This is a genomic window from Desemzia sp. AGC72 (assembly GCF_057334175.1).
Window position 1 is genome coordinate 26054 of sequence record NZ_JBHFIG010000010.1, and the last position, 26799, is coordinate 52852.

Genomic DNA, 26799 nt, shown 5'->3' on the forward strand with positions numbered 1-26799 from the left:
ATCATGTCCCTAGGATTTATTATCCTTATACTGGGCTTAACGAGTCTATCCGAAAACAATGGATGGATAGTACTTCTGGCTGCAGTGTTTATTCTGGTGGGCTTCATTCTGTATTATCGTGCCGAAAAGAAAGAAAAACAATAAACAGCAATGCACAAAAAGACTCTATTTTTAGAGTCTTTTTAATCTATTAAGGAAAGAAGGGGTCAGTATGACAGCGAGTATTCAAAAAATGGACGATCAAGTAATCGTAGAATTTGAAAGAGACTTTCCAGTAGAAATAGATTTAGTATGGCGTATGCTGGCAGAAAACCAATATTTGCAAAAGTGGTTTGCGGATTTAAAAATCGAAACGCTAGAAGAAGGTGGAAAAATTTTATTTGATATGAAAGATGGAACATTTGAAGAAATGACCATTACTTCTTTAAGTGTGCCGAATGTTCTAGAATACACTTGGGGAAGTGATCTCGTGCGTTTTGATTTGACTCCATCGAAAACAGGCACGCATTTGATTTTTAAAGAAACCATCAGTAAAGTAACAGACCACACACCAAAAGATATAACTGGCTGGCACACTTGCTTAGATGTCATTGATGCGATTCTTTCCAATGAAGAATTACCGGACCCCCAATATAAGTATAATGAACTGTATCCAATGTATGAAGAGAAGTTCGACGAATTAACAGGAAAAAAATGAACCGGACTTAAGGCTATCAACATAAAAATACATGAAGCTTGCGTAACGTAGCGCAGGCTTCATGTGTTTTTATGTTGCTTTATCAGGAGCGAACCATTTAGATGATGTAAGAAGTTCAACATGTCGGATCAGAGATAAATCGATCACAATTGACTCTTCGTTGGTTTGAATATAAATCAGTTGATTTTCGAAACCTGTCACGACTCCTATAATATCAGGTTCATACAAGCCATCCACAATAAAATCCAATTGAATGGACAATTGATAGCCATACGCAAATGATCGGTGCAAATAATCGCTGATAACAGGCAAAGTCTGCTCTTCTTTCGCCACAGATTCTGTTTGCAGTTCTTTTTCTTTCCGGATCAAGTCTGAATGATCCGATAAGATAAAACCTTGCCATTTAGCCATCTTTCGATCTTTATATCCTTCTTCAAATGAACTGATTTCTTTATTTTCTTCATCCAATTGAGTTTTCTCCATAATCTTCGCCTCCGTGTACTTGCTTCATTCTTTATTATACGAACAAACGTTCGAATAGTAAAGGAAAAAACTTATCTGCGTCTAAAACAGAATATGGTAGAATGATTTTTGAAGAATGATTTATTAAACTAAAGAGGTGGTACATAGTGCATATTAGAAAGACGATCCCTAATGAATTGAATTTGATCCAAACAATCTACAGTGAAGCTAGAAACTATATGAGAATGAACGGCAATTCAGACCAGTGGGTAAATGGTTACCCGAGTGACGAGCTGTTAAAAAAAGATATAGCAGAAGGAATCAGTCATGTTTGTGTAGATGAGGGGGAAATTGTTGGTGTATTTGCTTTCACTATAGGGGAAGATACAACCTATAAAAAAATATATGATGGACAATGGCTGAATGAAAAAGAATATGGCGTAATCCATCGTTTAGGAGTTTCAAGCGCTAAAAAAGGGGTAGGGACCGCGTGTTTAGATTGGTGCTTCCAGCAAATACCAAACATCCGAATAGATACTCATGAATCGAACGTGCCGATGCAAAAATTATTGATGAAAAATGGTTACCAGGAATGTGGTATCATTTATGTAAATGATGGCACTCCACGAGTAGCTTTTCAAAAACAACTGATTCAGTGATGTAATAAAATGGAGTAAAATGAATGTGGATTCTCCTTTTAAGAAGAGCATCAAACAACAAGAACAAAGGAGGATTTAATTTTGAACAAGGTTAAAAATTATCTAGCTGGTATTTTATTGACAATTTTGCTGGCGATCACAGCTAATCAAATCAGTGAATGGGTGCCAAGTGGTATCATCAGCGGGAGTGTATTTGCGTTATTGATCGGTATGGCATTAAATCCATTTATTGCTAAATATTCTATTTTTAAAGAGGGTATCCAATTTGTATCCAAGCGTGTATTGAAATTTTCAATCATCTTATTAGGATTGACTCTAAGTTTTACTCAAGTATTGAATGTAGGAAAGTACTCTTTGATTGTGATGATGTTTACGTTACTCACTGCATTTGGCGGAGGTTATTTGATCGGAAAGCTGTTCAACATGAATTGGAAGTTATCTAGCTTGATCTCAGCCGGAACAGGAATTTGCGGAGGGTCAGCTATTGCAGCAGTGGCGCCAACGATTGAAGCCGAAGACAAAGATGTAGCATACGCTATTTCAGCGACTTTCATTTTTGATGTGTTGATGGTCATTTTATTTCCTATAGCAGGTGTCTACTTTGGTATGAGCGATTTAGGGTATGGTTTATGGACAGGAACAGCGGTGAATGACACGTCTTCTGTAGTAGCTGCTGCTTATGCTTTTTCTGATGTAGCAGGGGCTTATGCGGTTATTGTGAAGTTGACAAGGACTTTGGCGATTGTTCCTATGGTAATGATGTTTTCGATCATTAATTTGCGTGTCAAACAAAAAGAACAAATTGCAGCAGGCGAAACTGTCACCAGACAGAAGGTCAACATAAAAAAGATTTTCCCATTTTTCATTCTACTGTTTCTAGTAATGGTAGCTGTTAAAAGTACAGGAATCATCTCAGATTCATTGAGCAGCCAGACATCTACGATCAGTAAATTTTTAATGGTGATGGCACTAGGGTCTATTGGGTTAAAGACTAATTTCGCTGATGTCGCAAAATCTGGTTTCAAACCGATGCTGCATGGTTTCCTCGTTTCTACGTTAGTCGTAGTAGTCTCATTTGTAGTGCAAGTTTTTTTAGGTCAAGTCTAGAGCGAACGAGTCGTAAATAGGTAGATGTATTGGGGGATTTGCGTTTATGTAAAATAAGTGCTATACTACTTAAATACGAAAGATATTGATATACGATTTTTGTGTTTTACGCGGCAAGTTTATTCACACTGGAGTAGCTATGGGGCTACAAGGATGTATTAGAGGTTAGGGAATACATTGTATAAATTGAAATATTGAAAATGAGTAATAGTTTAGTCAGCCTTAAAATATTGAATATTGATTAGTTAGATAGCCTTCTCTTAAATAGAGAAGGCTATCGTTCATTTTACAGAGAAAAGCACCGGCAGTTTTATACCGGTGCTTTTAACATATGATGGAACCCTAAACGTCCTGTTCCACTCTCTGGTTTTAAAACACGTTGCACGAGACAGCTTACACATCTATAAGCCGAATTCGGTAAGCTAAACGCCTCGCTCCACTCTCTGCTTTTAAAACGAGTTGCGCAGGGCAGGCTCCCTATGATTTCGTTTTGACTTGTTATTGGCAAAAAACGCCAATGACAAGTCAAAATCGAACTCTACGGAATCCTAAACGCCCTGTTCCACTCTTTGGTTTTAAAACGCTTTGTTTCACACTCTACGGTCCTAGAGAGGTTTGAACTCCCGACCTAACGTTTATACTGATAGGTAACGTTCTTCTGCAACATGACTTGCTCAGAATACTTGTTTTCCCCCAGTCCACACCTTGCAGGCGACTTTCATCGCACAAGGCGTTCCATCAATCAAAATTTCGTTGAAGAGAGAATAACTCTTATGAATGTAAAATACATCTCATTTGCGCAAGGGCGAAATGAAGCTATGATACTGGAAATAAATGCATTATGCTTCAACGAAATACTCGACTGACTAGCCATCTTCCCTCCGCTGGTTGTTATCCCAGGTTCATCGGTACTACACAGCTGCTGCCGCAACTACTCAACAGCCATTATCCTGCTGTTTAGAACTCTCAAATAGGAGTTAACAGTTCTTAGTTGCTTCCAACGTTCCGTTATTACTAGCTTTACCATTAAACTTAGGTGCTTTCTATAAATGTTCCAGCGTTTTTGATCCACAACCATTCAATCAAAAACTATTAAGGTCAGATCCTTAATAACAGTTTGTGTTTTCCTAGACAGTCCACCGTGCTTTAATTCATCAAATGAAGAAACATCCGTACGTTCGAAAGTTCGTCAGTGCCAAAACACATTCTCACCTTATTTAATTTATAGCCCTCCGACTACTGAGCAGATACTTTTCGCCGACTTTACCGAACTTTTGACAATTCCCAACTATTTTTAAGTCTTGCCAATCGGAGATCAAGGTATTTCTCAAGCGGTTGACTTGAGTGTGCTTTTTTCATTGTGCACAATATCGTAATAACAGTTAAGCACATTGGCTCTTACTTTTTTATAAACTTTTTCAAGTTTACTTTGTAGTAAAACGTTGCGTACAGGAAACGTTTGCTCTATCCAACTGAGCTATAGGACCACATGGATAAAGTTATTTTCTCATGATTCCAAAAAGTTGTCTAGTGATTTTGGCAGAATTGCAAAATCATCAACGTTATCTTCATAAAAAAGTAACAAGCTGTGTCCAATGACGCAGCTTGTTAGAGGCAACTCAGTATTTGTATAACATCGTGATAAATTCGTATCCTGTTCCAATCGTCCAAAAGAGCACATGATCGCCGCGTTGGATTTTCCCAGTACGAATACCTTCATGCAAAGCCAAAAATGGACTGCTTGTGCCAGGATAGCCGAATTGATCGCCCACGAAAATCATTTGCTCATCCGGAATTCCTAATTCTTCTTGGATCATGTTCAGATTTGTTTTATTGCTTTGCGAAAAGCAGCATTTCACATCACGCGCTGATAGGTTATATTGCTCCAAAAGTTCTCGGATCGAGTCATAGACATGCGGATACATCTCAGAATCATCAAAGGGAGAAGTTTTTAAGTAAGCATTAGAGATTCCAGTCACCAACTGAGTCAGACCGCTTGCAGGAAACATCATATTGGTTGGATCAGTACTGTCCATATAATGGATGGCATCTATAAAGCCGGTCTCTTCATCTGTTTTTTCTAAAATAACAGCAACAGACAAATCACCAAAGAAAGGATAAGCGATTTCGTCTTCTGGATCTAAAATAGGAGAAAAATGGTCTGAACCCACAACTAAGGCTCTCTTGATACGAGGATTGGAAAGCATAGTTCTAGCAGCTTGTTCTACGGCCATCGTCATTCCGGCACAATTCGCATTTAAATCATAAGCCAGCATACGTTTTTTTCCTTTGATAGCCTGATGCACAAACAAAGCATTCATCGGAAGACTATGTTCAGGAACTTGAGTAGAGTAAATCAATAAATCGATATCTTCTCCAGTTAACTCAGCTTTTCGCAAGACTTCTTTACTGGATGCAACAGCCATCGTGACGCCGGTCTCTGTAGAATCATTTATTCGATAACGATTTTGTCTTCCAAGGTGCGCCAATAGATTTTGGATATCTTTTCCTTTTTCAGCAAAATGGTTGATAAAATAATCATTTTCTACGGTATGAGCAGGGTGGTACAAAGCAATTTCTGTTAGTTTAATATGTGTCACAAAAGACAGTCCTTTCTATATATCGATTCAAATAATCGAATTCTTTCTCATAAAAAAAGTAAGGGAAAACTACTCCCTTACTTTTGATGAATGATTATTTACGCTTCAATAACTTGAGCGTTTGTTAAACCAACATTACGAGCGATGCGGTTGATTTGCATTTTTACAACAGCACTGCTGACTTCGAAAGTAATTTGTTTGAAGCCTGTTTCGTTGTATAAGCTGAAACTAGCTCCTAATTTTTCCAGCATGTCAGGTGTCTCTACTTGCATTTCTTTGCAATCTACAACTAATTCATATCCAGATGGATTAATGTTGCTGACAGTTTGACTGTAATCGTTGAAGAATCCTTGAACTGCCTCAGGTTCTGCTTTTCCAGATACAAAAAGAAAGACCTTTTTCTCTTTTGTGTCTACTGTGATAGTATAACTACCTTTAGATGAAATGGACATATGTATAACTTCCCCTTCTTAAAAAAATATCATAGTACAAAATTTATTATACCATTTAAGAGAAGGTTCACAACGAAAAAATGAATAAAAATCGATATTTTGACTCACATAAAAAGAAAAAAGCCGTCAGATACTCAAATTGTGTATGTATATGCACAATCAATGGACGAACAAGTCTGTTGAATGACCCTAACATTTGGAATAGCATGTTATACTATAAGCAAATGAAAATAGAAAAGAGGGATAAAATGACTGCTTTTCAACAAGCAACATCCATTGAAGAAGTGAGACGATTTATTGAAGAAAACCAATTGGCTTTTGTGTACATTTCAAGAGAAGATTGCAGCGTCTGCCATGCGGTTCGGCCTCAAGTACAAGAAATTCTCAAGAATTATCCACGCATTCAGTCTATCCAAGCAGATGCGGATCAAATTCCAGAAGTAGCTGGAGACTTTACTGTTTTTAGTGTACCGGCATTATTATTGTTTGCAGAAGGAAAAGAACTGATTCGAGAAGCTCGCTTTGTCAACATGGAAAACTTAGATCGCCAGTTCAATAGGGTAGTAGAGAATTACTAATTTTTAATGAGGGATAAGGATAAGACATTCGTATTGTTTTACAATGTGTTTTAATGACTGCTAAGATAGAAAAGTAAACACATTGAAGGGAATGAAGACAATGAGTAAATCTATTCCAACATATACACTGAATGATGGGCAAGAGGTACCGGTTATTGGATTAGGAACGGTAGGAATAAAAGGAGCCAAAGGCGTAAATGAGGTCTTAGATGCTCTGGATAATGGGTATCGGCTGATTGATACCTCCACGAATTACAATAATGAAGGAATGGTTGGAGAAGCTGTTCGAAGAAGCTCCGTACCGCGTGATCAAATTTTAGTCAGTTCAAAATTACCCGGTGCAAAGCATAAATACGAAGACGCGATTCAAATGATCCAAGAATCTTTGTACCGTATAGGCATCGACTATTTTGATAAATATTTGATTCACTGGCCATTGCCTAAGCAAGACCATTATGTGGAAGCTTGGCAAGCACTCGTAGACGCACAAAAGTTCGGCTTGATCCGTTCAATTGGAGTATCAAATTTTTTGCCAGAACATTTAGACCGCATCATTGAGGAAACAGGTGTTACTCCGGCTTCCAATCAAATCGAGCGCCATCCATATTTTACGAATAAACGTGTCATAGAATACAACAAAGAACACGGTATTTTAACAGAAGCTTGGAGTCCATTTGGCAGAGAAATCAATGATTTGTTAGAAAATGAAACCATTGCTTCACTAGCTGAAAAACACAAAAAATCTGTCGGGCAAATCATTCTGCGGTGGAATTACCAAGAACAAATTTTAACCATTCCTAAAGCTTCCAGTAATAAGCATCAAAGAGAAAATATGGATATTTTCGATTTTGCTTTAAGTGATGAAGAAATGAAGATGATAGACAGCTTGGATAAAGGGTTAGATGGTCTGGTAGAAGGACAACACCCAAATGAATACGAAGAGTTCGACTAAAAAGAAGGCGGGAACGGGAAAAATGCGTTCAGTTCTGTCCCAATAAATAAAGTACCTGACAAGAAAATGTTTTCTCGTCAGGTACTTTATTTATTGGAATTTAGGATTGTATTTTATCCCGCATTTTGGAAGCAGATGTTGGTTTTATAACGAAAAAACTTATTGTCTTAGCCTCTTTTTGCTGTAACTAAATTATGCCCATTCACCATTGCGGAAAACAGGAACTGTTGAACCATCTGCTTTGATTCCGTCGATATTCATATCCTTGGAGCCAATCATAAAGTCCACGTGAACAGTAGAACGGTTCAATCCAGCCGCTGCCAATTCTTCTTCAGACATTTCAGTTCCACCAACAATGTTGAAGGCATATCCTGAACCTAAAGCTAAGTGGTTTGACGCATTTTCGTCAAATAACGTATTGAAGAAAGTCAGACCAGATTGAGAAATAGGAGATTGGTTAGGAACTAATGCCACTTCACCTAAACGAGCAGCTCCTTCGTCTGTTTCGATCAAACGTTTCAAAGTTTCTTCTCCTTGAGCTGCAGTAACTTCTACAACTTTACCATCTTTGAAGGTGAATTCCATATCTAAGATAGTTGTTCCTGCATAACTTAACGGTTTAGTGCTTCGTACTACACCGTCAACGTGATTAGCATCGGGAGCAGTAAATACTTCTTCAGTAGGCATATTGGCCATGAAACGTTCACCGCGAGCATTCAAGCTTCCAGCACCTTCCCAACGGTGACCAGCAGGCAACCCGACTGTTAAATCAGTACCAGGAGCAGTATAGTGTAAAGCAGTGAATTGTTGTGCATTCAATTCTTCAGCTTTTGTTTCTAACGTAACGTCTTTTTCTTTCCAAGTTGCGATAGGGTCTTCATCATAAATATGAACGGCTTTGAAGATAGCATCCCATAAAGCGTCTACTTGTTCTTCAGTTGTTTCTAGTTCTGGGAAAACTTTAGCAGCCCATTTAGCACCGGAAGCAGCAGCTACTAACCAGCTTACTTTGTTTGCTTGAGTAGCTTTTCTTTGTTCTATCATTGCTTTACCAACTGCCGATTGATAAGCAGCGATTTTCTCTGCATCTATTCCTGATAAAGCATCTGGATCAGAAGAACGAACACTGATACGGCTTGCGCCTTTCTCAATATGGTCTAATGACTCGTCAATTTTGTATTGGGGGATATCTGTCAAACGTTCCACAGGAGTGTGTGTCATAACCTCACGATTAATGATGTCGTCCGCCCATTTCACAATCACTTCAGTAGCTCCTAAAGCATAAGCTTCTTTAGTGATCATACGTGCTAGTGGTGCTTGGTCTACGTCGATAGATAAAACGACTGTATGACTTTTTGATACATTGACACCAACTTCAACGATTGCACGAGCATATTTTTGTAAATTTTCTTCAAAATTTGGTAATACCATTTTTTAAATCCTCCTCATCTTAGATAACACACGATTTTACTTCAATAATTCACCTTTCTATCATAGCATAAGAAAATAAGAAAAAACAATTTGCTCGGTAAAAAATATACAGCCTGAACAGTTGCTAAAGCAAAAGACGTTCTGATATTATTACATGAATAACCTATGGTATAATTATTTTGTAAAGAACACAGGTTACTCATAGGAAAATCGTTGTTATATTACAATTCACCTTGTTTTTCCTGTCTTACAAGTGATACAATAATGATTGCGTGTTAAAGAGTAAAGAACAAATAGAAAAATTGAAAAGATTGTTGGTAAATTTCTTAACCGTTTCAGAAAGAAGAGCTAACTAAAATGTATTTTTATGCTAAATCAACAGCATAGAGTTTTTGTGTCTTTCTAAGTCGTTTAAGAACTTTTTATATGGAAGCTATAACTAAGAGGTAATACTGTAGCCGGGACTATAACTATTCCTTGAGAAATGAAAGAATTTAGAGGTGAGAAATATGGCAAGGAAAAAAACGATTATGAAGTCTAGTATTTTAGACACTGCGTATGATGTTGTCCGAAAAGAAGGTTTTGACGGATTTACTGCTCGTAATATTGCAAAAGAAATGAACTGTTCTACACAACCAATTTATTTGGAATTCAAAAACATGAATGATTTGAAAAGAGAATTGATCATTAGAATAAAAGAGCACTTGACAGAGACTATCTATACTCAAGAAAGAACCGAACACCCAGTGCTGAATGATGCATTGAATTATTTGTATTTTGCAAAAGAAGAGTCAACATTCTTCAAAGCGTTGTACTTGGAGAACCGCTTAGATGCAAAAAAAATATACACTATTTCTCGTGATGTAGTGCTTGATTCATTTAAAAAAGTTTCTGAAACAAAAGATTTAACGGAAAAAGAAAAAGAAAAAGTTTTTGGTTTATTTTGGTCCAGTGTTCACGGGGGAGCTTCATTTGTTTCTCAAGAACTGGTGCCGTTTCATGAAGAAGATTTGATTCAATATTTAAACCAAGCATTCCAAACCAGCTTGAAACTTGTCCAATAGACAAGACAGTAAAAGCTCAACGTCATCATGACGTTGAGCTTTTTAGTTTGCAGCAGCTTTTTCAACCAAAGATTTGCTGAAAGCTACTAATTTTTTGATGTCTTCTTCTTCCGGATCCAAATCTACTTTGACACTTTCCGCACCTTCTACAGCACCAACGGCTTTAAATTGTTCTGTAAAATCATCCACAGACTGACAAAATTTTTCATAAAAAGTATCTCCAGAACCAAAGGTCCCAAAAATTTTTCCAGTTAGATCCACTTCTGCCAACTCTTCATAAAAGTCCTCGATCTCATCTGGCAAGTTTGCATCAGTCCCATAAGTATAAGTAGCGACTAAGCACAAATCTGCATCTAGAAAGTCATGAGGATCAGCTTGCATGCTTTCTACAACCTCAACATCTACATCCAATTCTTTCAAAGTTTCTTCAACAATATCTACGCATTGAGCTGTATTCCCTGTTAAGCTTGCATATACGATCAAAGCTCTCACCATTCTGTTTTCATCCCTTTGTGTATAGTTTCTCAAGCTAGTATATCAAATTTTATCTTCCAGTACCAATAGGAATCTTCTAAATCCCAGAGGGAATAAACAGGTGTACAAAACGTGTGAACTCATATCAATGTAAGTAATGAAATGTTCACATTATAGCAATAAAAAAATGCGTATAATCAAATAGAAATTATGCTAAGATGAAAAGGAAATCAACTTTGAGCACTAGGGGGAAAGAGCGTGTTTAATTTAGAAACCATCCACTCATTTACTGAAACTGAGAGAGTGCTTTACGACTATATTATGCAACACAAACACACGGTCTATTATATGCGGGTTCGAGACTTGGCGGAAGCAGCACACGTTTCACCAGCATCGGTTATCCGCTTAATGAAAAAAGGCGGGTACGAAAGTTTTGCAGAGTTTAAGCTGGAAATTCGAAATCAATACAAACAAGTAGAGAAACAATCTGTTTTTGATACAAAAGAAATCGTTGACGAATTTTTTAATCGTACATTGAGCAATGACTACAATAAACAATTGGATAAAGCGGTTGAAATGATTCATACTGCTGGTTTAGTGATTTTTTTGGGTATCGGAACATCAGGTATTCTAGCAGAATATGGATCCAGACAGTTTTTCAACTTAGGACAACGTACCTTTTTTGTAAAAGATCCATTTTACCCATTGGGACATTCCAGGGAAGATTTTACAGATTCAGTAGCGATTATTTTATCGGTTTCAGGAGAAACAGAGCAAATACTAGAACAAACTGAGATATTGATCGAACGGGGAAGTAAGATCATCAGCATTACAAATACGTCTGGAAATACACTAGCAAAACATTCTGATGTAAACCTGGCTTATCACCTGACCCCAGAAACAATCAATAAGACGGTTAATATCACTTCTCAAGTTCCAGTGGCTTACTTACTTGAAACATTAGCAAGGAAAAATTATGCTAAAAGACAAAAACACGTTTGAAACAGTATGTTTCAAACGTGAAACTTGTGCCAATGAATTGAAACCGTATCCACAATATTAAGAACTGATTGTTTTATTTGTAAAAACGGTTACAATTAAATTGTAATAAATGAAATTGAGGTGAGGAAATGGAACATAAAAAATTAGTCCCTTTTCCTGAAGACTTTCTATGGGGATCTGCTTCTGCAGCCTATCAAGTAGAGGGTGCGATGGAAGAAGACGGCAAAGGATTGTCTGTTTGGGATGAATTTGTAAAGATCCCAGGTAAAACATTCAAGGAAACTACAGGAGAGGTGGCAGTAGACCATTACCATCGTTACAAAGAAGATGTGCAATTGATGGCTGAACAAGGATTAAAAGCGTACCGTTTTTCTGTTGCATGGAGTCGAGTGGTTCCCGATGGAGATGGAGAAGTAAATGAAGAAGGGCTTCAGTTTTATGAAAATCTGATTGATGAATTACTGGCTCATAACATTGAGCCGATTGTTACATTGTATCACTGGGATATCCCGCAAGCACTGCAAGACAAATACAATGGTTGGGAATCTCGCCAAGTTATTGATGATTTTACTCGTTATTCCAAGATTTTATTTGAACGTTTTAACGGGAAAGTAAACTATTGGGTAACACTGAATGAGCAAAACGTCTTCACCTCCCATGGGTATATGATGGGCAGTCATCCACCAGGTGTCAAAGATCCAAAACGTTTTTATGAAGCTAATCACATTGCCAACTTGGCAAACGCTTCAGTTATCAAAGCGTTTAGAGAACTAGGGATCCAAGGTAAAATCGGACCAAGCTTTGCTTATGGACCAACTTATGCATTAGATTCTAAACCAGAAAATCAATTAGCTGCAGATAACAACGAAACCTTTAATGCCCATTTTTGGATGGATGTTTATGTGTTTGGGAAATATCCAAAGCTGGCGATGAAATGGTTAGAAGAAAATAATTTGGCGCCTACGATCGAAGAGGGCGATTACGCTTTATTAGCGGAAGGAAAACCGGATTTTATGGGCTTAAACTATTACCGCAGTTCGACTGTAGAACACAATCCGTTAGATGGTGTTTCTGAAGGGAAAATGAATACGACTGGAGAAAAAGGTTCGACTGAAGCGGGTGGAGTACCTGGACTTTACAAAGGAACAGATAACCCATTTGTAGAGAAAACGAACTGGGATTGGGATATCGACCCAACAGGATTGCGTATTGGTATGCGACGTATTGACAGCCGCTACGAATTGCCTATATTGATCACAGAGAATGGTTTAGGGGAATATGATACGTTGGAAGAAGATGGGTCAATCCATGATACATACCGTATTGACTATCTAAAAGCCCATGTGAAAGCGATCCAAGAAACGATCTCCGATGGAGTAGAAGTGCTGGGGTATTGTACTTGGAGCTATACTGACTTATTGAGCTGGTTGAATGGTTATCAAAAACGTTACGGTTTTGTTTATGTCGATCGGGAAGAGAACGACGAAAAAGAACTGAAACGCTACAAGAAAGACAGCTATCACTGGTATAAAAAAGTCATTGAAAACAATGGAGTAACAGATTAAAAATCATTCTTCGCTCTTCAGTGGGGCTAAAAGCCTCACTGATTGAAGGGGGGCAACAATATTAGAGTCAGTGTTCATTAGACATACCGCAAAAAAGATTTTCTTTAAAGGGATAGGAACTATATTTTTACTTATTGGAGGGAAACCAAATGAGCTTTATGGACAAATTTGAAGGTGCATTAGAAAAAACCTTAGTGCCCTTATCAATTAAGTTAAACAGTCAAAGACACATCGGAGCTGTACGTGATGCATTTATTCTAGCTTTTCCATTAACAATGGCAGGATCGTTGATTTTATTACTCAATTTTGCTGTATTATCACCAGACGGATTCATCGCTTCATTATTGAATTTAGATAGTATTTTTCCCAACTTAGCCGAAGCACAAAATATTTTTTCACCTGTTGTCCGTGGAACGAATGATGTCTTATCTATCTTCATCGTCTTCATGATTGCAAGAAACTTGACTGAAACATATAAGCAAGATTCTTTATTGGGTGGATTGACAGCGATCTCAACATTCTTTATTCTGTATCCTCCGTATCAAAATGTTGAAGGTGCTAACTACTTAGCTACACAATACATAGGCGCTCAAGGATTATTCGTTGCTATGATCGTCGGATTGTTAGTTGGGGAGATTTTCAGCCGTCTGTCTTTAAATAAACGCTTAAAAATCAAAATGCCGGAGCAAGTGCCTCCTGCTGTAGCCCGTTCTTTTTCTGTATTGATTCCGATTATTTTGATCTTGATGCTTTTCTCAGTGATCAATTATGTAGTTACTTTATTCTTTCCAGATGGAATCAATCAATTGATTTACTCATTGATCCAAGCACCACTAACAAATATTGGTGGAAACGTCTTTGCGGTTATCATTTTAGCACTAGTTTCTAACATGTTATGGGTTTTAGGGATTCATGGACCAAACACAATCGCAGCGATTCGTGATCCTATCTTCTCACCAATGGGAATTGAAAACTTGAATTACATTGCTGAAAAAGGGACAACATGGGGCGTTCCTTATCCCATCAACTGGGGTTCTATGAACGACGGTTTTGCGAACTACGGTGGTAGCGGGATGACTCTTGGTTTATTGATTGCTGTATTCTTAGTGTCAAAACGTAAAGATTACCGCAACATTGCAAAATTATCTTTTGCTCCTGGTCTATTCAACATCAATGAGCCAGTAGTATTCGGACTTCCAATCGTATTGAACCCAATCATGATCATTCCTTTTGTATTGACACCAGTCATCAATATTTTGATAGGATATTTCTTTATTGTGAGTGAAATCATACCTCCGATCGGCTATTCAGTACCTTGGACAACTCCAGGTCCGCTGATCCCGTTCTTAGGAACAGGCGGTAGCTGGGGAGCCCTAGCGGTTGGTTTCTTATGTTTGGGAGTATCTGTTTTGACATACATGCCATTTGTTTTAGCTACGAACAAAGCTGCTGTGAAGATGGAAGAAATGGAAAACGCACCAGATACAACCAGCATAGAAGCTTAATAAATTATGAACTATCTGTCTGAATCCTCAGACGGATAGTTTTTTCACTAAGGAGGTTATCATCAAATGAATGCAGTTTGTTTTGATATTGGAGGAACAGCTATCAAGTATGCATTAGTTTCCCAAAATAAAGGAATTGCCCATCAAGGAAAAATCGCTACACCTTACGACCTTACTACATTTCAAAAAGTGATTGCAGAAGTCGTAGAAGAATATGCTGCAACAGATGAAATAACGGCAGTTGGTATAAGCATGCCAGGTTACATTAATCCGCAAACTGGATATGCTGAAAGAGCCGGTGCATTAGCTTATCTAGACCACAAAAATATCATTGATGTGCTGAGTGAGAGAGTTCCTTTCCCAATTTACATAGAAAATGATGCAAGATGCGCAGCTTTAGCAGAACGGTATTCAGGGAATGCTCAAGAATTGGATAACTTTATTGTGATGACGATCGGTACTGGTATCGGAACTGCTTTTTATTTAAACGGCAGTTTGTATCGAGGAGCATCTTTCAAAGCTGGAGAATTTGGACATTGTAGAATCGATTATCAAAAAAGACCACAGCACACCATGCACGATATTTTTTCGACGCGCATATTAGTAGAAGAATATAAAAAGCACATGAAGATACCTGCTCCAGCGGTCGTCACAGGAGAAGAAGTGTTTGAAAATGCTAAATTGAATCCTGAAGTAGAAGAAATGATTCAAAAATGGGTACAGTGGTTGTGTGTAGGAATTTATAATCTGGCATGTACCTTCAATCCAGAAAAAATCTTGATCGGAGGGGGCGTCAGCGCGAATCCAGAGTTGATGCCAAGAATCGAACGACAAATGTCTAAGATTGATGAACGATGGATCACAGATTTTTATACATTGATCGAACCCTGTAAGTATTTGAATAATGCGGGCATCTTAGGAGCTTTTTATTTCGTTCAACAACAATTGGAAAATCAAACCGTTAAAGGAGAGAGTTGAATGGCCGTTTTATCAGGATCATTTCAGTCACGAGAATTGTTTCGAAAAGTCAGTTTTACAGCAATCATCCCTACGAGTACACGATCCATTTATGAATCTAAACTAGACAACGAGGAAGAGCACCAGCCTCTAAAGACGTTATACTTATTAAATGGATGGGATGGAAATCATGAAGATTGGCTGCATAATACACGCATAGCTGAATTAGCTATCAAGTACCATGTGGCTGTCATTATGCCGGACGGGCAGAACAGCTTTTACACCAACCATCCCAATGGCGATAATTATGGGAATTATATAGGAGCAGAATTGGTTCAGGAAACGCGCAAATTATTTCATTTATCGACGAAAAAAGAAGATACAACTATCGGCGGATTGTCGATGGGAGGCTACGGAGCTTTAAGAAACGGGCTCAATTATACAGATACATTCGGCACGATAATAGCTTTGTCGAATAAGGTCCTGACCAAAAGTTCAGAGGAAATTTTTGATGTAGCTTATCCTATTTATCAGAGGCTTCAAGCGATAGCTGGAACAGACAGAGCTGAAATGATGCCTGATGAAATGGATATCGAGTCGTTGGTTTTAAAAGTATTGGAACAACAAGACAAGAAACCAGATTTGTATTTGGCTTGCGGAATAGAGGATGATATTTTCCAAGGAAACAAAGACTTGCATCAATTTTTAATGAAACATGGGTATGAACATGAATATATAGAAGCTCCCGGGAAACATGATTGGGATTTTTGGAATATGACGATTGAAGAAAGCATGGAATGGTTGTACGGAAATACCAAAAAATAAATAGTAGTATGTAACCGACATTTATTAGGGGAATTGAGCTACTAATAAATGTCGTTTTTTTTGGGGGGTTAAGAGAGTTAGATCGATGAAAGGAAATTTTTTATATTTGTAAATACAATTTTATCATAAAGCTTTACAATTAATTTGGAAGGGGTTACAATAATGGTGTCAAAAACAAAAAGGAGGAAAGACAAAATGGAAGAAAGTAAATGGGTCAGTATGTTAGGTAATTTCGCAGCAAAAGTCAACAGCTACAAATACATTATCGCCATCAAGAATGCTTTTACGATGTTGTTGCCGGTCATCATTACCGGTGCATTTGCAACATTGATTTCAAATATGGTTTTTGGGACTACAAGTGGTTTAGCAGCTATCAATGGGTTTGGTTTTCTAGAGAACCTAAAACCGATAACGGATTCAATCAGTTATGCTACATTGAACTTCTTAACCATTAGTGCGGTATTCTTGATCGGTATGGAATTGGGGAAATTAAACCAGTTAAAAGGATTTTTCCCAGGGTTATTAGCGGTTATCAGTTACATAACCATCATACCGAAAACAATTGAAACATTGGTCAATGAGTCGCCTGTAGAAGTAGTAGACGTAATCGCTAAACAATACACTAATAGTTCAGGTTTATTTTTAGGTATGTTTGTAGCTATTTTATCCATTGAATTGTTTAGCTGGTTGCAGAGACAAGATAGGCTGAATATCCATATGCCGGATTCAGTGCCTTCAAATGTATCAGCGAGTTTTTCAGCATTGATTCCTACAATTCTTACAATTACTATCATATCTGCACTAGGTTTTGCAGTATTGTCTCTTACAGGTATGACACTTTACGATATCATTTATACAATCGTTCAAGAGCCATTATCTAATTTAGTATCAGGGTTGCCGGGAATATTATTGTTGATGTTTGTATCACAAGTATTTTGGGTGATCGGTATTCATGGAAATCAAATCATCAAACCAATCCGCGAACCGATTTTATTAGCCGCTATTGCAGAAAATACTGCGGCTTTTGAAGCAGGAGAAGCGATTCCTAACATCATCAACATGCCGTTTTGGGATATTTATATGAGCATGGGAGGATCAGGGGTAACTTTTGGTCTGTTGATCGCTATTTTCATTGTCAGCAAACGTGAAGACTACCGCTCTATTTCTAAATTGTCTTTTGCTCCAGGATTGTTCAATATTAATGAACCGATGATTTTTGGATTACCGATCATGCTGAATCCGGTTATGGCGATTCCTTTTATCATCACACCATTAATCACAGGAGTAATTGGTTACTTTGCAACAGCTATCGGGTTTGCCGGCCCAGCTGTAGTCATGATTCCATGGACAACTCCGCCGATCATCAGTGCTTACTTGGCAACAGCCGGAAGCCTTGGGGCTGTTGCAACACAATTGATTTGTATCGTAGTTGCTACATTGGTTTACTTGCCCTTTGTCAAAGCATCAAACGTGACTAAAAGAGTCGATGAAGTAGAAGAAGTACCGCAAGAACAAAACTAAAGGAGAGATTTCGTGTTTAAAACAATACCAGAGAATTTTATTATTGGAGCTGCTTCTTCAGCGTGGCAGACAGAAGGATGGAAAGGAAAAAAAGAAGGACAAGATTCTTATTTGGATACATGGTATAAAAACGAGCGCCATGTCTGGCATGAAGGCTATGGACCAGGAGTAGCAACGAATTTTTATGAACGTTACGGGGAAGATGTAGCTTACATGAAAGAAATCGGGCTTACACATTACCGAACTTCGATCAATTGGGCTCGCTTCTTTACCGACTATGAAACATTGGAAGTCGATGAAGATTATGCTCAACATATAGACAATGTCATCAATGCTTTAATTGAAGCAGGGGTAGAACCCATTCTTTGTCTGGAACACTATGAGCTGCCGACTGCCTTGCAAGAAAAGTATGATGGCTGGAGTTCTAAAAAAGTGGTGGAATTATTTGTTGGATATGCGGAAATCGTATTTGAACGTTATGCCGATCGCGTAAAACAATGGTTCACATTCAATGAACCTATTGTTATCCAAACTCGTGTCTATCTAGATGCTATCCGTTATCCTCATGAACAAAATACAAAAAAATGGATGCAATGGAACCATCATAAAGTTCTGGCAACTGCAAAAGTAGTAGAGCTTTACCATCGAAAAAACTATGATGGCGAAATCGGTATTGTATTGAATCCTGAAGTCACTTATCCACGCTCATCTTCTCAAGCAGATCAAAAAGCTGCTGAGATGTATGATTTATTTTATAATCGTATTTTCTTAGATCCATTGGTTAAAGGAGCCTATCCAGAGGAACTATTTTTGAAAATGACAGAACACGACATTACTTTTGATCACACAAAAGAAGAGTTGGACATTATTCGTGAGAATACAGTGGATTATTTAGGTGTCAATCTGTATTTCCCACATCGCGTCCAAGCTCCTAAATATAAATGGAATGAAAACACGCCATTCCATCCGTCTTATTACTTTGACTCCTTTGAGCTGCCAGGTCGTCGAATGAACAAATCAAGAGGATGGGAAATTTACCCGCAAATCGTTTATGATATGGGGATGCGTTTGAAAGAAGAATATGGAAACATTCCGTGGGTTTTGACAGAAAATGGTATGGGAATCGAAAATGAACACTTATTCATGAATGAAGAAGGTGTAGTTCAAGATGATTACCGCATTGAATACATTACGGAACATATGAGTTGTTTATTGGATGCTTATGAAGCAGGATCAAACTGCCGTGGATACATGCTGTGGGCATTTACCGACTGCGTATCGCCAATGAATGCTTTCAAAAATCGTTACGGTTTAGTTCGGATCGATTTGGAAAACAATCGAGCTCGTTCGTTGAAAAAATCAGGTTTTTGGTACAAAGATGTGATCTCCAGCTGTCGATTAGAAGTACCCGAAGTACCAGAGTACAAGTAGACACTCGTTTACCCCCCAGCAAGAGTTGAGAGAAATCTTTCAACTCTTGTTTTTTTGTGTAGAAGAGGCTGTAATGCTCTACAAAAATTTGGGTTTCTTTTTAGTTGTTAAAAAGGCTCTATAGGGAACGGAAATTCCTTTCACGTGCCTTCTCTGTGTAATTGCTACTGAAAAAAGGGTGGAGATGAAAATTGCGTTCCTTTATCTAGAAAGAAGAGGTACAAAAGGGAATGCAAAAAGCAAACGGCTAAATGACAGTGTTCTAATTTGTCTATACAAATCAAAATACTGTCATTTAAACTTATACAAATCCATGCTATACTAAAAAAAAGCAATTATCTCATGAAGTTAGGTGAATGGAAATGGTCAAATACAAAGAAGTCGCAAATGAGATCCGTAAAAGAATCAAAAACGGGTCGTATCCCCTTGAAGAACGAATGCCTGATCAAACCTCATTGGCAAAAGAGTTTAACACAAGTCGTGTCACAATAAAAAAAGCACTAGATTTGTTGACTGTAGCCGGATTAGTATACACGATTCAAGGCTCCGGGACATATATTAAGCAAAATGCTCTACAATTAGCCGAATCAAGTATTCGCATCGGTCAAAACGTCGGCTTGACCGCTCAAGTAGATGAAAGCATGAATTTGGAGAATAAAACTATTAAATTCGATGTACGCTTTCCAACTGAAGAAGAGTGTGAACAACTGTTGTTGAAAAAAGAAGACCCGGTCTACGAAATCGAGCGGCTGCGCATTTTAAATAAGCAGCCTTATTCGTTGGAGCATTCTATATTGCCTTTGTCGCTTGTACCAGGAGTTACAAAAGACGTGTTGCAAAAATCGATGTATGATTACATCAGAAACGAGCTGGGAATAGTATTTGGAGAAAACCGGCAGACTATTCGGGCAGCTCAGCCAGATGAATTAGATAAAGAATTTTTGCAGTGTGAAGATAATGAGCCTGTATTGGAAGTGACGAAAGTGATGTTCACCTCGAGCGGAACACCATTGGAATTTTCTAAAGTCCGCCATCGTTTTGATATGGTGGAGATGTCATTTGTCAATTTAAATACAGAGATCTACTAGGCTTTAGAATAGTGATGATGAGGGTTTCACTTTGTTATATGAGAATGAGAAAGAAGACTTTCTCTTCACAACCTTCAAAAATGCGTTATAATAGATAAGAATGGATTAGCGTAAAAAATAGAAAAGAGGAATAAGAGTGATTACATTAAAGTCAAAACGCGAAATTGATGCAATGGACGAGTCGGGTGCATTATTAGCCAACATGCATATTGCATTGCGTGATTTTATCAAGCCAGGAATTACAAGCTGGGATATTGAAGAATTTTGTCACAAATTTATCGTTGATAATGGAGCGATTCCTGAACAAATTGGATTTGAAGGGTACGAATACGCTACATGTGTAAGTATCAATGATGAGATTTGCCACGGTTTCCCTCGTAAAGAAAAATTAAAAGATGGAGACTTGATCAAAGTTGACACTGTTATCAACCTAAAAGGTGCTTTGAGCGACTCTTGCTGGAGTTATGTAGTAGGGAAATCGACTCCTGAATTGGATAAATTGATGGAAGTAACTCGTACTGCTCTATATAAAGGAATCGAACAGGCACAAGTCGGCAATCGTATTGGAGATATTGGGCATGCGATCCAATCTTATGTAGAACCAGAAGGATTTTCTGTTGTCCGTGAATTTATTGGACACGGTGTTGGACCAACTCTTCATGAAGCTCCATCTGTTCCTCATTACGGAGATCCGGGTAAAGGACTTCGTTTGAAAGAAGGAATGGTCATTACGATCGAGCCAATGATCAACACCGGGACATGGAAATCTAAAATGGACGACAATGGCTGGACAGCACGTACTCAAGATGGCGGTATCAGCTGCCAATTTGAACACACATTAGCTATTACAAAAGATGGTCCGCGTATTTTAACTTCTCAAGGTGACCAATAATTTATTTGAGTTATAAAAGAAAACCAGGCAAGAAAGAGATTTCTCCTCTTTCTTGCCTGGTTTTCTTTTATAGAATTTAGTATCAAAGCAAACAACAACTTATACATTACCCTAAGAGAAAAGTCATATCGATTAGTTTTTCGCAGACTTTTGGTATAATGAAGTATCATCTTAAAAGGAGAGGCTTATGAAAAACAGGCTATGGTACGTTGATTTAATCCGAATCGTATCCATTTTTTTGGTTATTGTAGTACATATTTCTTCCAGTAATTTTGATTGGTATCAACCTGATTCAGCTGAATGGCAAATCATTAATGCCTATGATTCAGTAGCTAGAATCTGCGTTCCATTATTTGTTATGATCAGCGGAATATTTTTTCTTGATCCGCAAAAAGAAATCGGTATTCGTAAGTTATACCGTAAAAACATTTGGCGGATCGTAAGAGTCTTTCTTTTTTGGTCTTCTTTTTACGCTATTTTTATGGCCTTCTATCCATTTGAATCATTTTCGATGGATCAAATGGACGAAACGATCAGTCGATTTATTGAAGGCCACTTTCATTTATGGTTTTTATTCCGGATCGTAGAACTCTATATTATGACACCTGTACTGCGTAAAATTTCAGAAGAGAAAAAGCTCATGCAGTATATCATGTTGTATTGTTTTGTATTAGGATTTCTTATCCCTACGATTCGACAATTTCCGATTGGTTCAACAGTCACCATGGCAGACGATTGGATCAATTTAGACATTACTTTTGGGTATGTGGGATACTTTTTTGCTGGAAGTTACCTTCATCGGTATGGAGTGACACCAAAGGTAAAAAAATGGATTTATATTCTAGGAGTAGTTGGATTTTTAACAACATTTTTAGGAACGGGATTCTTATCTGTAGAAGCAGGAAAACCAGTCGGGTGGTTATATGAGTACTTGACGCCTAATGTGATGATCACCAGTCTGGCTGTATTTTTATGGTTTAAAGAAACCTTTGATCAACACACATTTTCTAAAAAGGCACAAAAATGGATCAAAGAATGTTCTGATATCTCATTTGGGGTATATTTGAGCCATGTATTGATTATCTTTTTATTGAACCAGTTGAATATCACTACACAAATTTTAAATCCGATTTTATCGGTACCAATATTGACCGGGATAGTAGCCGTTCTGGGCTACATCGTGGTAAAATTATTGTCAAAAATACCAGGATTGAAAAAATGGATTTTATAACAGTTTCAGTTGACTATTTTTTAAAAAAGAATGATATACTTATATGGAAAACGATTTCAATAATAGAGTGGAGGAACTAATGTGAACAAGATCAATATAGGACAGTCAGAGTTAATGGCTTCTCAGGTTTCTTTGGGAATCATGCGCATGAATGCTTTGTCTGTAGAAGAAGCGAAAACGGTCATCGAAACTGCTGTCAGTGAAGGTATCGATCACTTTGACCATGCGGATATTTATGGCAAAGGCGCCTCAGAAACGATATTCGGTCAAGCATTTAAAGAATTGGGTATTTCTCGCGATTCAGTCGTTTTACAAACAAAGACAGGAATCGTACCAGGAATCATGTATGATTTTTCAAAAGAGCACATCATCCAATCAGTAGAAGAAAGCTTGACTCGCTTACAAACGGACTATGTCGATACCTTACTGCTTCACCGGCCAGATGCATTGGTAGAACCAGAAGAAGTGGCAGAAGCGTTTGATGAGTTGGAAAATGCTGGAAAAGTAAGAACCTTTGGAGTCAGCAACCACAATCCTTTACAAATTGAATTGCTGAAAAAGTTTGTCAACCAGCCATTGATAGCAAATCAACTTCAGTTAAGTTTGACACATACGCCGATGATTGACGCTGGATTAAACGTCAACCGGATGGAAGCCGGATCTGTCTTGCATGAAGGACAATTGATTGATTACAGCCGAATAAACGATATGACGATTCAGCCGTGGTCACCATTCCAATCAGGAAATGGAAAAAAAGGATTGTTCTTTGATCATCCCGACTACCCAGAACTGAACAAAGTGATTGATGAAATGGCGAAAGAAAAAGAAGTTGCTCGTGAAGCTATTGCGATCGCTTGGTTGTTGCGTCATCCAGCGAAGATGCAGCCGATAGTTGGTACAATGAACCCAGACCGTATCAAAGCGATCACGAAAGCAACTGAAATCACCCTAAGCAGAGAAGAGTGGTACAAACTTTATCTGAGCGGTGGAAAAATGCTGCCATAAAAAAAGCAAAATGCTCTATTCCAATGAATCAGGAATAGAGCATTTTTTATTTGATTTAATCTGTGTATCCATTCGGGTTATTTTCTTGCCACTTCCAAGAATCGCGGCACATTTCTTCTAAAGTGAATTCTGCTTTCCAATCAAGCTCTTTAGCGGCTTTGGTTGCATCAGAAAAACATGTACCAATGTCACCAGGACGTCTATCAACGATCTCATAAGGTACTTTTTGTCCCGTAGCTTTTTCAAAATTGTTGACTACATCCAACACGCTGTAACCAATACCTGTACCTAAGTTATATGCTTCGATTTGTTCAGTTTCCAATACTCTATTTAAGGCTTTTAGATGCCCCTTAGCCAAGTCGACAACGTGGATGTAATCACGCACACCAGTACCGTCTGGAGTGTCGTAGTCATCCCCAAATACACTTAGATGTTCTCGTTTACCGACAGCTACTTGAGTGATGTAAGGCATCAAGTTATTTGGGATGCCGTTCGGATCTTCTCCGATACGGCCACTCTCATGAGCACCAATAGGATTGAAGTAACGCAATAAAGCTATACTCCATTTATTATCAGATGTATAAACATCTTGCAATATTTGTTCAATCATCATTTTAGTTGTTCCGTATGGATTGGTTGTGCTCAGTGGCAGATCTTCTGTAAGAGGGGATACATTATTCATTCCGTAAACAGTTGCAGAAGAACTGAAAACTATTTTCTTCACGTTATATTGTGCCATTAATTCACATAGCACAAAAGTACCTGTCAAGTTATTGTGGTAGTACTTCAAAGGTTCAGCAACTGATTCGCCAACTGCTTTATAGCCGGCAAAGTGGATGACTGCTTCTAGGTTGTTTTCTTTAAAAACAGGTTCAAGAGCTTCTTTATCTAAGATATTTACTTCGTAGAACTTAAAACTTTTACCAGTAATCTCTTTAATACGATTCAAAACTTCTGGTTTACTGTTTGAATAATCGTCTATGATAACGACTTCATGACCAGAGTTTAATAACTCCACTACTGTATGGCTGCCGATATAACCAGCACCGCCTGTAACTAAAATTGACATATTCATCCTTCTTTCTGGTTTTAAAAGTTAGTCTAAATCAATGTTGGAACTTCTGTAAAGATACCGCTATAACGAATTTTGGCAAAGCGAGCATCCGTTTAAATCTAGTAGGTTGTTTAATCAATCTGTAAAACCACTCTAAATTGTGTTTCAAATAAAACTCAGGGGCACGTTGTGAGATTCCTGATAAAACATCGAAACTTCCGCCGACACCCATAAGAAACCCTTTATCAGCAAATTCAAGATATTGGCTGATCCATAGTTCCTGTTTAGGATAACCTAAAGCCGCAAAGACCATGTCAGGTTCTTTTTCCTTCACTTCTTCTAAGACTTTTTTATCGTTAATATCAAAGTAACCATCACGATACCCAACGATATCAATGTTCGGGTATTGAACAGCAACGTTACTGACCGCTTTTTGGACAACTGATTCCTTTGCTCCTAAAAAATAGATTTTTAACGCTTTTTTATCAGCTTCAGCCAACAACTCTAACAAGAGTTCATAACCTGGAACTCGCTCCTTCAAAGGTTTGCCTAGAATCTGAGCACCTTTTACAATGCCTATTCCGTCTGGAATCACCATATGAGCTTGTTCTAAAATCTTCATATAAGAGGAATGGTTTCTAGCATACATAACGATTTCAGGATTTGCTGTTACCGCAAAAGTTTTTTCTTGTTTTTCAATACGAGATAAAATCTCAAAAACAAATTCTTTTTTTGTTTTATTGGTAAATTCTACGCCTAATATATTTACTGATGTATTTGTCATAAGTTATTTCTGTCCTATCTATCCAGTAAAATGTGTTATTTCTCTAACACTATACCATTAAAAGAGAATAGTGTTAACAATAAAATAGAATCAAATGGCTAAAATACTACCTCCTACCAACTATGTAAGAAAAAGCAGAGAGTTCAGATTGTAATCGTTTTATGATACTATAGAATGGATAATTAAAGAATGTAGTTAATGAATGGAGAGATTAAACGATGAAAACAAAAATTGCTGTTATTGGGGCAGGTTCTTGGGGAACCGCTCTAGCTAAAGTGCTGGAAGAAAATGGACATGAGCCAATTTTATACAGTAACGTAGAAGAGCAAATCAAAGAAATCAATGAACAACACACAAATAAAACTTTTTTACCCGAATTGGTTATATCAAAAAATATCAAAGGAACTACTCACTTAGAAGAGGCTTTAGAAGGCGTGCAAGTAGTATTATTTGTTGTTCCAACAAAAGTTACACGGATGGTAGCTCAGCAAGTCGCTGAATTGCTGACTGATAAAGTTATCTTAGTAACAGCCAGTAAAGGGTTGGAGCAGCAAACGCACAAACGGATTTCTACTATCTTAGAAGAAGAAATTCCAGAAAATAAAAGAGCGGGAGTTGTAGCTTTATCCGGACCTAGTCATGCAGAAGAAGTCGCTGTAAATGACTTAACAACTATCACAGCAGCCTCATCTGATATGGGTGCTGCAGAGAAGGTTCAACAACTATTTATGAATGATTACATGAGAATCTACACAAACAAAGATATTGTGGGTGTGGAGTATGGCGCAGCCCTTAAAAACATTATTGCTTTAGGAGCGGGTGCTTTAGCAGGCCTAGGTTATGGAGATAACGCTAAGGCTGCTTTGATCACTAGAGGTTTAGCTGAGATAAGTCGTTTAGGAATAGCTTTTGGAGCAGACCCGCTTACTTTCATCGGGTTGAGCGGAGTCGGTGATTTGATCGTCACGTGTACAAGTATCCATTCAAGAAACTGGCAAGCGGGTAATATGATCGGGAAAGGTCATTCTTTAGACGAAGTATTAGGAAGTATGGGTATGGTCGTTGAGGGAGCTTCAACGGTCGTAGCTGCATATGAATTAGCAAGAGAAAAGAATATCGAGATGCCCATTACTGAAGCGATTTACAACGTATTATATAATAATGCAGATGTTAGAGAAACAATCGTTGAGTTGATGAAACGAGATCCTAAATCTGAAGCTCATTCAAAAGATGAACAATAAAAATAGATGGTGAGTTCAGACAGGCTGAAATTAATTTCAGCCTGTCTTTTTGAGCTATTTTAATTTTTTTGAAATCAGCTATAATAAACAGTAGTTGAACAAACTATCACTTTTTTCTTAACAAATCTTAATTTTGATTAATAATAGAAAAATTCTAAATGATTCTATGCTATAATCTCATAGATTATCAAAAGTTGAAAACAAAAAAAATCTATACTACTA

At 37.7% G+C, this 26799-nt stretch carries 25 protein-coding genes; 18 read left to right on the forward strand and 7 right to left on the reverse strand.

The window, feature by feature from the left end:
• Positions 1-211 precede the first annotated feature (211 nt).
• Positions 212-697, forward strand: coding sequence for an SRPBCC family protein (locus tag ACE025_RS05595; protein WP_485938299.1), 486 nt, complete (start codon positions 212-214; stop codon positions 695-697).
• A 69-nt stretch (positions 698-766) separates the two neighbouring features.
• Here ACE025_RS05595 and ACE025_RS05600 read toward each other — a convergent pair whose 3' ends face one another.
• Positions 767-1180, reverse strand: coding sequence for a hypothetical protein (locus ACE025_RS05600; RefSeq protein ID WP_485938301.1), 414 nt, complete (start codon positions 1178-1180; stop codon positions 767-769).
• Positions 1181-1326: 146 nt separating this feature from the next.
• Here ACE025_RS05600 and ACE025_RS05605 point away from each other — a divergent pair, with 146 nt between their 5' ends.
• Positions 1327-1818 carry a GNAT family N-acetyltransferase gene (locus ACE025_RS05605; RefSeq protein ID WP_485938303.1) on the forward strand — a complete coding sequence of 164 codons (492 nt, stop codon included), beginning with the start codon at positions 1327-1329 and terminating at the stop codon, positions 1816-1818.
• A gap of 81 nt (positions 1819-1899) precedes the next feature.
• Positions 1900-2925, forward strand: a complete 1026-nt coding sequence (locus ACE025_RS05610) for a YeiH family protein (protein ID WP_485938305.1) — start codon at positions 1900-1902, stop codon at positions 2923-2925.
• A gap of 1619 nt (positions 2926-4544) precedes the next feature.
• On the opposite strand, the gene ACE025_RS05615 is transcribed toward ACE025_RS05610, so the two are convergent.
• Together ACE025_RS05615 and ACE025_RS05620 are read right to left on the reverse strand one after the other, a co-directional pair.
• Complete coding sequence (locus ACE025_RS05615) at positions 4545-5525, reverse strand: 3-oxoacyl-[acyl-carrier-protein] synthase III C-terminal domain-containing protein (RefSeq protein ID WP_485938307.1); 981 nt, start codon at positions 5523-5525, stop codon at positions 4545-4547.
• Between the two features lie 98 nt (positions 5526-5623).
• Positions 5624-5977 carry a hypothetical protein gene (locus ACE025_RS05620; RefSeq protein WP_485938308.1) on the reverse strand — a complete coding sequence of 118 codons (354 nt, stop codon included), beginning with the start codon at positions 5975-5977 and terminating at the stop codon, positions 5624-5626.
• Between the two features lie 248 nt (positions 5978-6225).
• On the opposite strand from ACE025_RS05620, the gene ACE025_RS05625 reads away from it, so the two are divergent.
• Both ACE025_RS05625 and ACE025_RS05630 read left to right on the forward strand, forming a co-directional pair.
• The gene (locus ACE025_RS05625) at positions 6226-6555 is read left to right on the forward strand and encodes a thioredoxin family protein (protein WP_485938310.1); all 330 of its coding nucleotides are present in this window, start codon (positions 6226-6228) and stop codon (positions 6553-6555) included.
• Positions 6556-6655: 100 nt separating this feature from the next.
• Positions 6656-7507 carry an aldo/keto reductase gene (locus ACE025_RS05630; protein WP_485938312.1) on the forward strand — a complete coding sequence of 284 codons (852 nt, stop codon included), beginning with the start codon at positions 6656-6658 and terminating at the stop codon, positions 7505-7507.
• 192 nt (positions 7508-7699) lie between these two features.
• Here the strand turns inward: ACE025_RS05630 and ACE025_RS05635 are convergent, their stop codons facing one another.
• The gene (locus ACE025_RS05635) at positions 7700-8938 is read right to left on the reverse strand and encodes an aminopeptidase (RefSeq protein WP_485938314.1); all 1239 of its coding nucleotides are present in this window, start codon (positions 8936-8938) and stop codon (positions 7700-7702) included.
• 509 nt (positions 8939-9447) lie between these two features.
• On the opposite strand from ACE025_RS05635, the gene ACE025_RS05640 reads away from it, so the two are divergent.
• Positions 9448-10002 (forward strand): TetR/AcrR family transcriptional regulator, encoded by a 555-nt coding sequence (locus ACE025_RS05640; RefSeq protein WP_485938316.1) that lies wholly within the window; start codon positions 9448-9450, stop codon positions 10000-10002.
• Positions 10003-10044: 42 nt separating this feature from the next.
• Here the strand turns inward: ACE025_RS05640 and ACE025_RS05645 are convergent, their stop codons facing one another.
• Complete coding sequence (locus ACE025_RS05645) at positions 10045-10497, reverse strand: flavodoxin (protein WP_485938318.1); 453 nt, start codon at positions 10495-10497, stop codon at positions 10045-10047.
• Positions 10498-10734: 237 nt separating this feature from the next.
• Between ACE025_RS05645 and ACE025_RS05650 the strand changes: the two genes are divergently transcribed.
• The 11 genes from ACE025_RS05650 to ACE025_RS05700 all read left to right on the forward strand — a co-directional run bounded on the left by ACE025_RS05650 (position 10735) and on the right by ACE025_RS05700 (position 23498).
• Positions 10735-11478, forward strand: a complete 744-nt coding sequence (locus ACE025_RS05650) for a MurR/RpiR family transcriptional regulator (protein ID WP_485938320.1) — start codon at positions 10735-10737, stop codon at positions 11476-11478.
• A 128-nt stretch (positions 11479-11606) separates the two neighbouring features.
• Positions 11607-13043, forward strand: a complete 1437-nt coding sequence (locus tag ACE025_RS05655; RefSeq protein WP_485938322.1) for a glycoside hydrolase family 1 protein — start codon at positions 11607-11609, stop codon at positions 13041-13043.
• Positions 13044-13201: 158 nt separating this feature from the next.
• On the forward strand, positions 13202-14548 hold the full coding sequence (locus ACE025_RS05660) for a PTS sugar transporter subunit IIC (RefSeq protein ID WP_485938512.1): 1347 nt from the start codon (positions 13202-13204) through the stop codon (positions 14546-14548).
• A gap of 66 nt (positions 14549-14614) precedes the next feature.
• Positions 14615-15526, forward strand: a complete 912-nt coding sequence (locus ACE025_RS05665; protein ID WP_485938324.1) for an ROK family protein — start codon at positions 14615-14617, stop codon at positions 15524-15526.
• On the forward strand, positions 15527-16330 hold the full coding sequence (locus ACE025_RS05670; protein WP_485938326.1) for an alpha/beta hydrolase: 804 nt from the start codon (positions 15527-15529) through the stop codon (positions 16328-16330).
• 195 nt (positions 16331-16525) lie between these two features.
• Positions 16526-17851, forward strand: coding sequence for a PTS sugar transporter subunit IIC (locus tag ACE025_RS05675; protein ID WP_485938328.1), 1326 nt, complete (start codon positions 16526-16528; stop codon positions 17849-17851).
• A gap of 12 nt (positions 17852-17863) precedes the next feature.
• A complete protein-coding gene (locus ACE025_RS05680) occupies positions 17864-19282 on the forward strand; it encodes a glycoside hydrolase family 1 protein (protein WP_485938330.1) in 1419 nt (472 codons plus the stop codon).
• Positions 19283-19644: 362 nt separating this feature from the next.
• The gene (locus ACE025_RS05685) at positions 19645-20370 is read left to right on the forward strand and encodes a GntR family transcriptional regulator (RefSeq protein WP_485938332.1); all 726 of its coding nucleotides are present in this window, start codon (positions 19645-19647) and stop codon (positions 20368-20370) included.
• A gap of 136 nt (positions 20371-20506) precedes the next feature.
• Positions 20507-21262: a type I methionyl aminopeptidase gene (gene map, locus ACE025_RS05690; protein WP_485938334.1), complete on the forward strand. Its 756-nt coding sequence runs from the start codon at positions 20507-20509 to the stop codon at positions 21260-21262.
• Positions 21263-21449: 187 nt separating this feature from the next.
• Positions 21450-22493, forward strand: a complete 1044-nt coding sequence (locus ACE025_RS05695) for an acyltransferase (RefSeq protein WP_485938336.1) — start codon at positions 21450-21452, stop codon at positions 22491-22493.
• An 81-nt stretch (positions 22494-22574) separates the two neighbouring features.
• A complete protein-coding gene (locus ACE025_RS05700; RefSeq protein WP_485938338.1) occupies positions 22575-23498 on the forward strand; it encodes an aldo/keto reductase in 924 nt (307 codons plus the stop codon).
• A gap of 55 nt (positions 23499-23553) precedes the next feature.
• Here ACE025_RS05700 and galE read toward each other — a convergent pair whose 3' ends face one another.
• Both galE and ACE025_RS05710 read right to left on the reverse strand, forming a co-directional pair.
• Positions 23554-24567, reverse strand: a complete 1014-nt coding sequence (gene galE / locus ACE025_RS05705; RefSeq protein WP_485938340.1) for a UDP-glucose 4-epimerase GalE — start codon at positions 24565-24567, stop codon at positions 23554-23556.
• Positions 24568-24604: 37 nt separating this feature from the next.
• The gene (locus ACE025_RS05710; protein ID WP_485938342.1) at positions 24605-25336 is read right to left on the reverse strand and encodes a WecB/TagA/CpsF family glycosyltransferase; all 732 of its coding nucleotides are present in this window, start codon (positions 25334-25336) and stop codon (positions 24605-24607) included.
• 218 nt (positions 25337-25554) lie between these two features.
• Between ACE025_RS05710 and ACE025_RS05715 the strand changes: the two genes are divergently transcribed.
• Complete coding sequence (locus ACE025_RS05715; protein WP_485938344.1) at positions 25555-26577, forward strand: NAD(P)H-dependent glycerol-3-phosphate dehydrogenase; 1023 nt, start codon at positions 25555-25557, stop codon at positions 26575-26577.
• The last annotated feature ends 222 nt before the right edge of the window (positions 26578-26799 follow it).

Excerpts from the sequence above, each read along its gene's own strand:
- ACE025_RS05595 (WP_485938299.1), top strand. The coding sequence starts at position 212 with ATGACAGCGAGTATTCAAAAAATGGACGATCAAGTAATCGTAGAATTT.
- ACE025_RS05600 (WP_485938301.1), bottom strand. The coding sequence starts at position 1,180 with ATGGAGAAAACTCAATTGGATGAAGAAAATAAAGAAATCAGTTCATTT.
- ACE025_RS05620 (WP_485938308.1), bottom strand. The coding sequence starts at position 5,977 with ATGTCCATTTCATCTAAAGGTAGTTATACTATCACAGTAGACACAAAA.
- ACE025_RS05625 (WP_485938310.1), top strand. The coding sequence starts at position 6,226 with ATGACTGCTTTTCAACAAGCAACATCCATTGAAGAAGTGAGACGATTT.
- ACE025_RS05630 (WP_485938312.1), top strand. The coding sequence starts at position 6,656 with ATGAGTAAATCTATTCCAACATATACACTGAATGATGGGCAAGAGGTA.
- ACE025_RS05635 (WP_485938314.1), bottom strand. The coding sequence starts at position 8,938 with ATGGTATTACCAAATTTTGAAGAAAATTTACAAAAATATGCTCGTGCA.
- ACE025_RS05640 (WP_485938316.1), top strand. The coding sequence starts at position 9,448 with ATGGCAAGGAAAAAAACGATTATGAAGTCTAGTATTTTAGACACTGCG.
- ACE025_RS05645 (WP_485938318.1), bottom strand. The coding sequence starts at position 10,497 with ATGGTGAGAGCTTTGATCGTATATGCAAGCTTAACAGGGAATACAGCT.
- ACE025_RS05655 (WP_485938322.1), top strand. The coding sequence starts at position 11,607 with ATGGAACATAAAAAATTAGTCCCTTTTCCTGAAGACTTTCTATGGGGA.
- ACE025_RS05660 (WP_485938512.1), top strand. The coding sequence starts at position 13,202 with ATGGACAAATTTGAAGGTGCATTAGAAAAAACCTTAGTGCCCTTATCA.
- ACE025_RS05665 (WP_485938324.1), top strand. The coding sequence starts at position 14,615 with ATGAATGCAGTTTGTTTTGATATTGGAGGAACAGCTATCAAGTATGCA.
- ACE025_RS05670 (WP_485938326.1), top strand. The coding sequence starts at position 15,527 with ATGGCCGTTTTATCAGGATCATTTCAGTCACGAGAATTGTTTCGAAAA.
- ACE025_RS05675 (WP_485938328.1), top strand. The coding sequence starts at position 16,526 with ATGGAAGAAAGTAAATGGGTCAGTATGTTAGGTAATTTCGCAGCAAAA.
- ACE025_RS05685 (WP_485938332.1), top strand. The coding sequence starts at position 19,645 with ATGGTCAAATACAAAGAAGTCGCAAATGAGATCCGTAAAAGAATCAAA.
- ACE025_RS05695 (WP_485938336.1), top strand. The coding sequence starts at position 21,450 with ATGAAAAACAGGCTATGGTACGTTGATTTAATCCGAATCGTATCCATT.
- galE (WP_485938340.1), bottom strand. The coding sequence starts at position 24,567 with ATGTCAATTTTAGTTACAGGCGGTGCTGGTTATATCGGCAGCCATACA.
- ACE025_RS05710 (WP_485938342.1), bottom strand. The coding sequence starts at position 25,336 with ATGACAAATACATCAGTAAATATATTAGGCGTAGAATTTACCAATAAA.
- ACE025_RS05715 (WP_485938344.1), top strand. The coding sequence starts at position 25,555 with ATGAAAACAAAAATTGCTGTTATTGGGGCAGGTTCTTGGGGAACCGCT.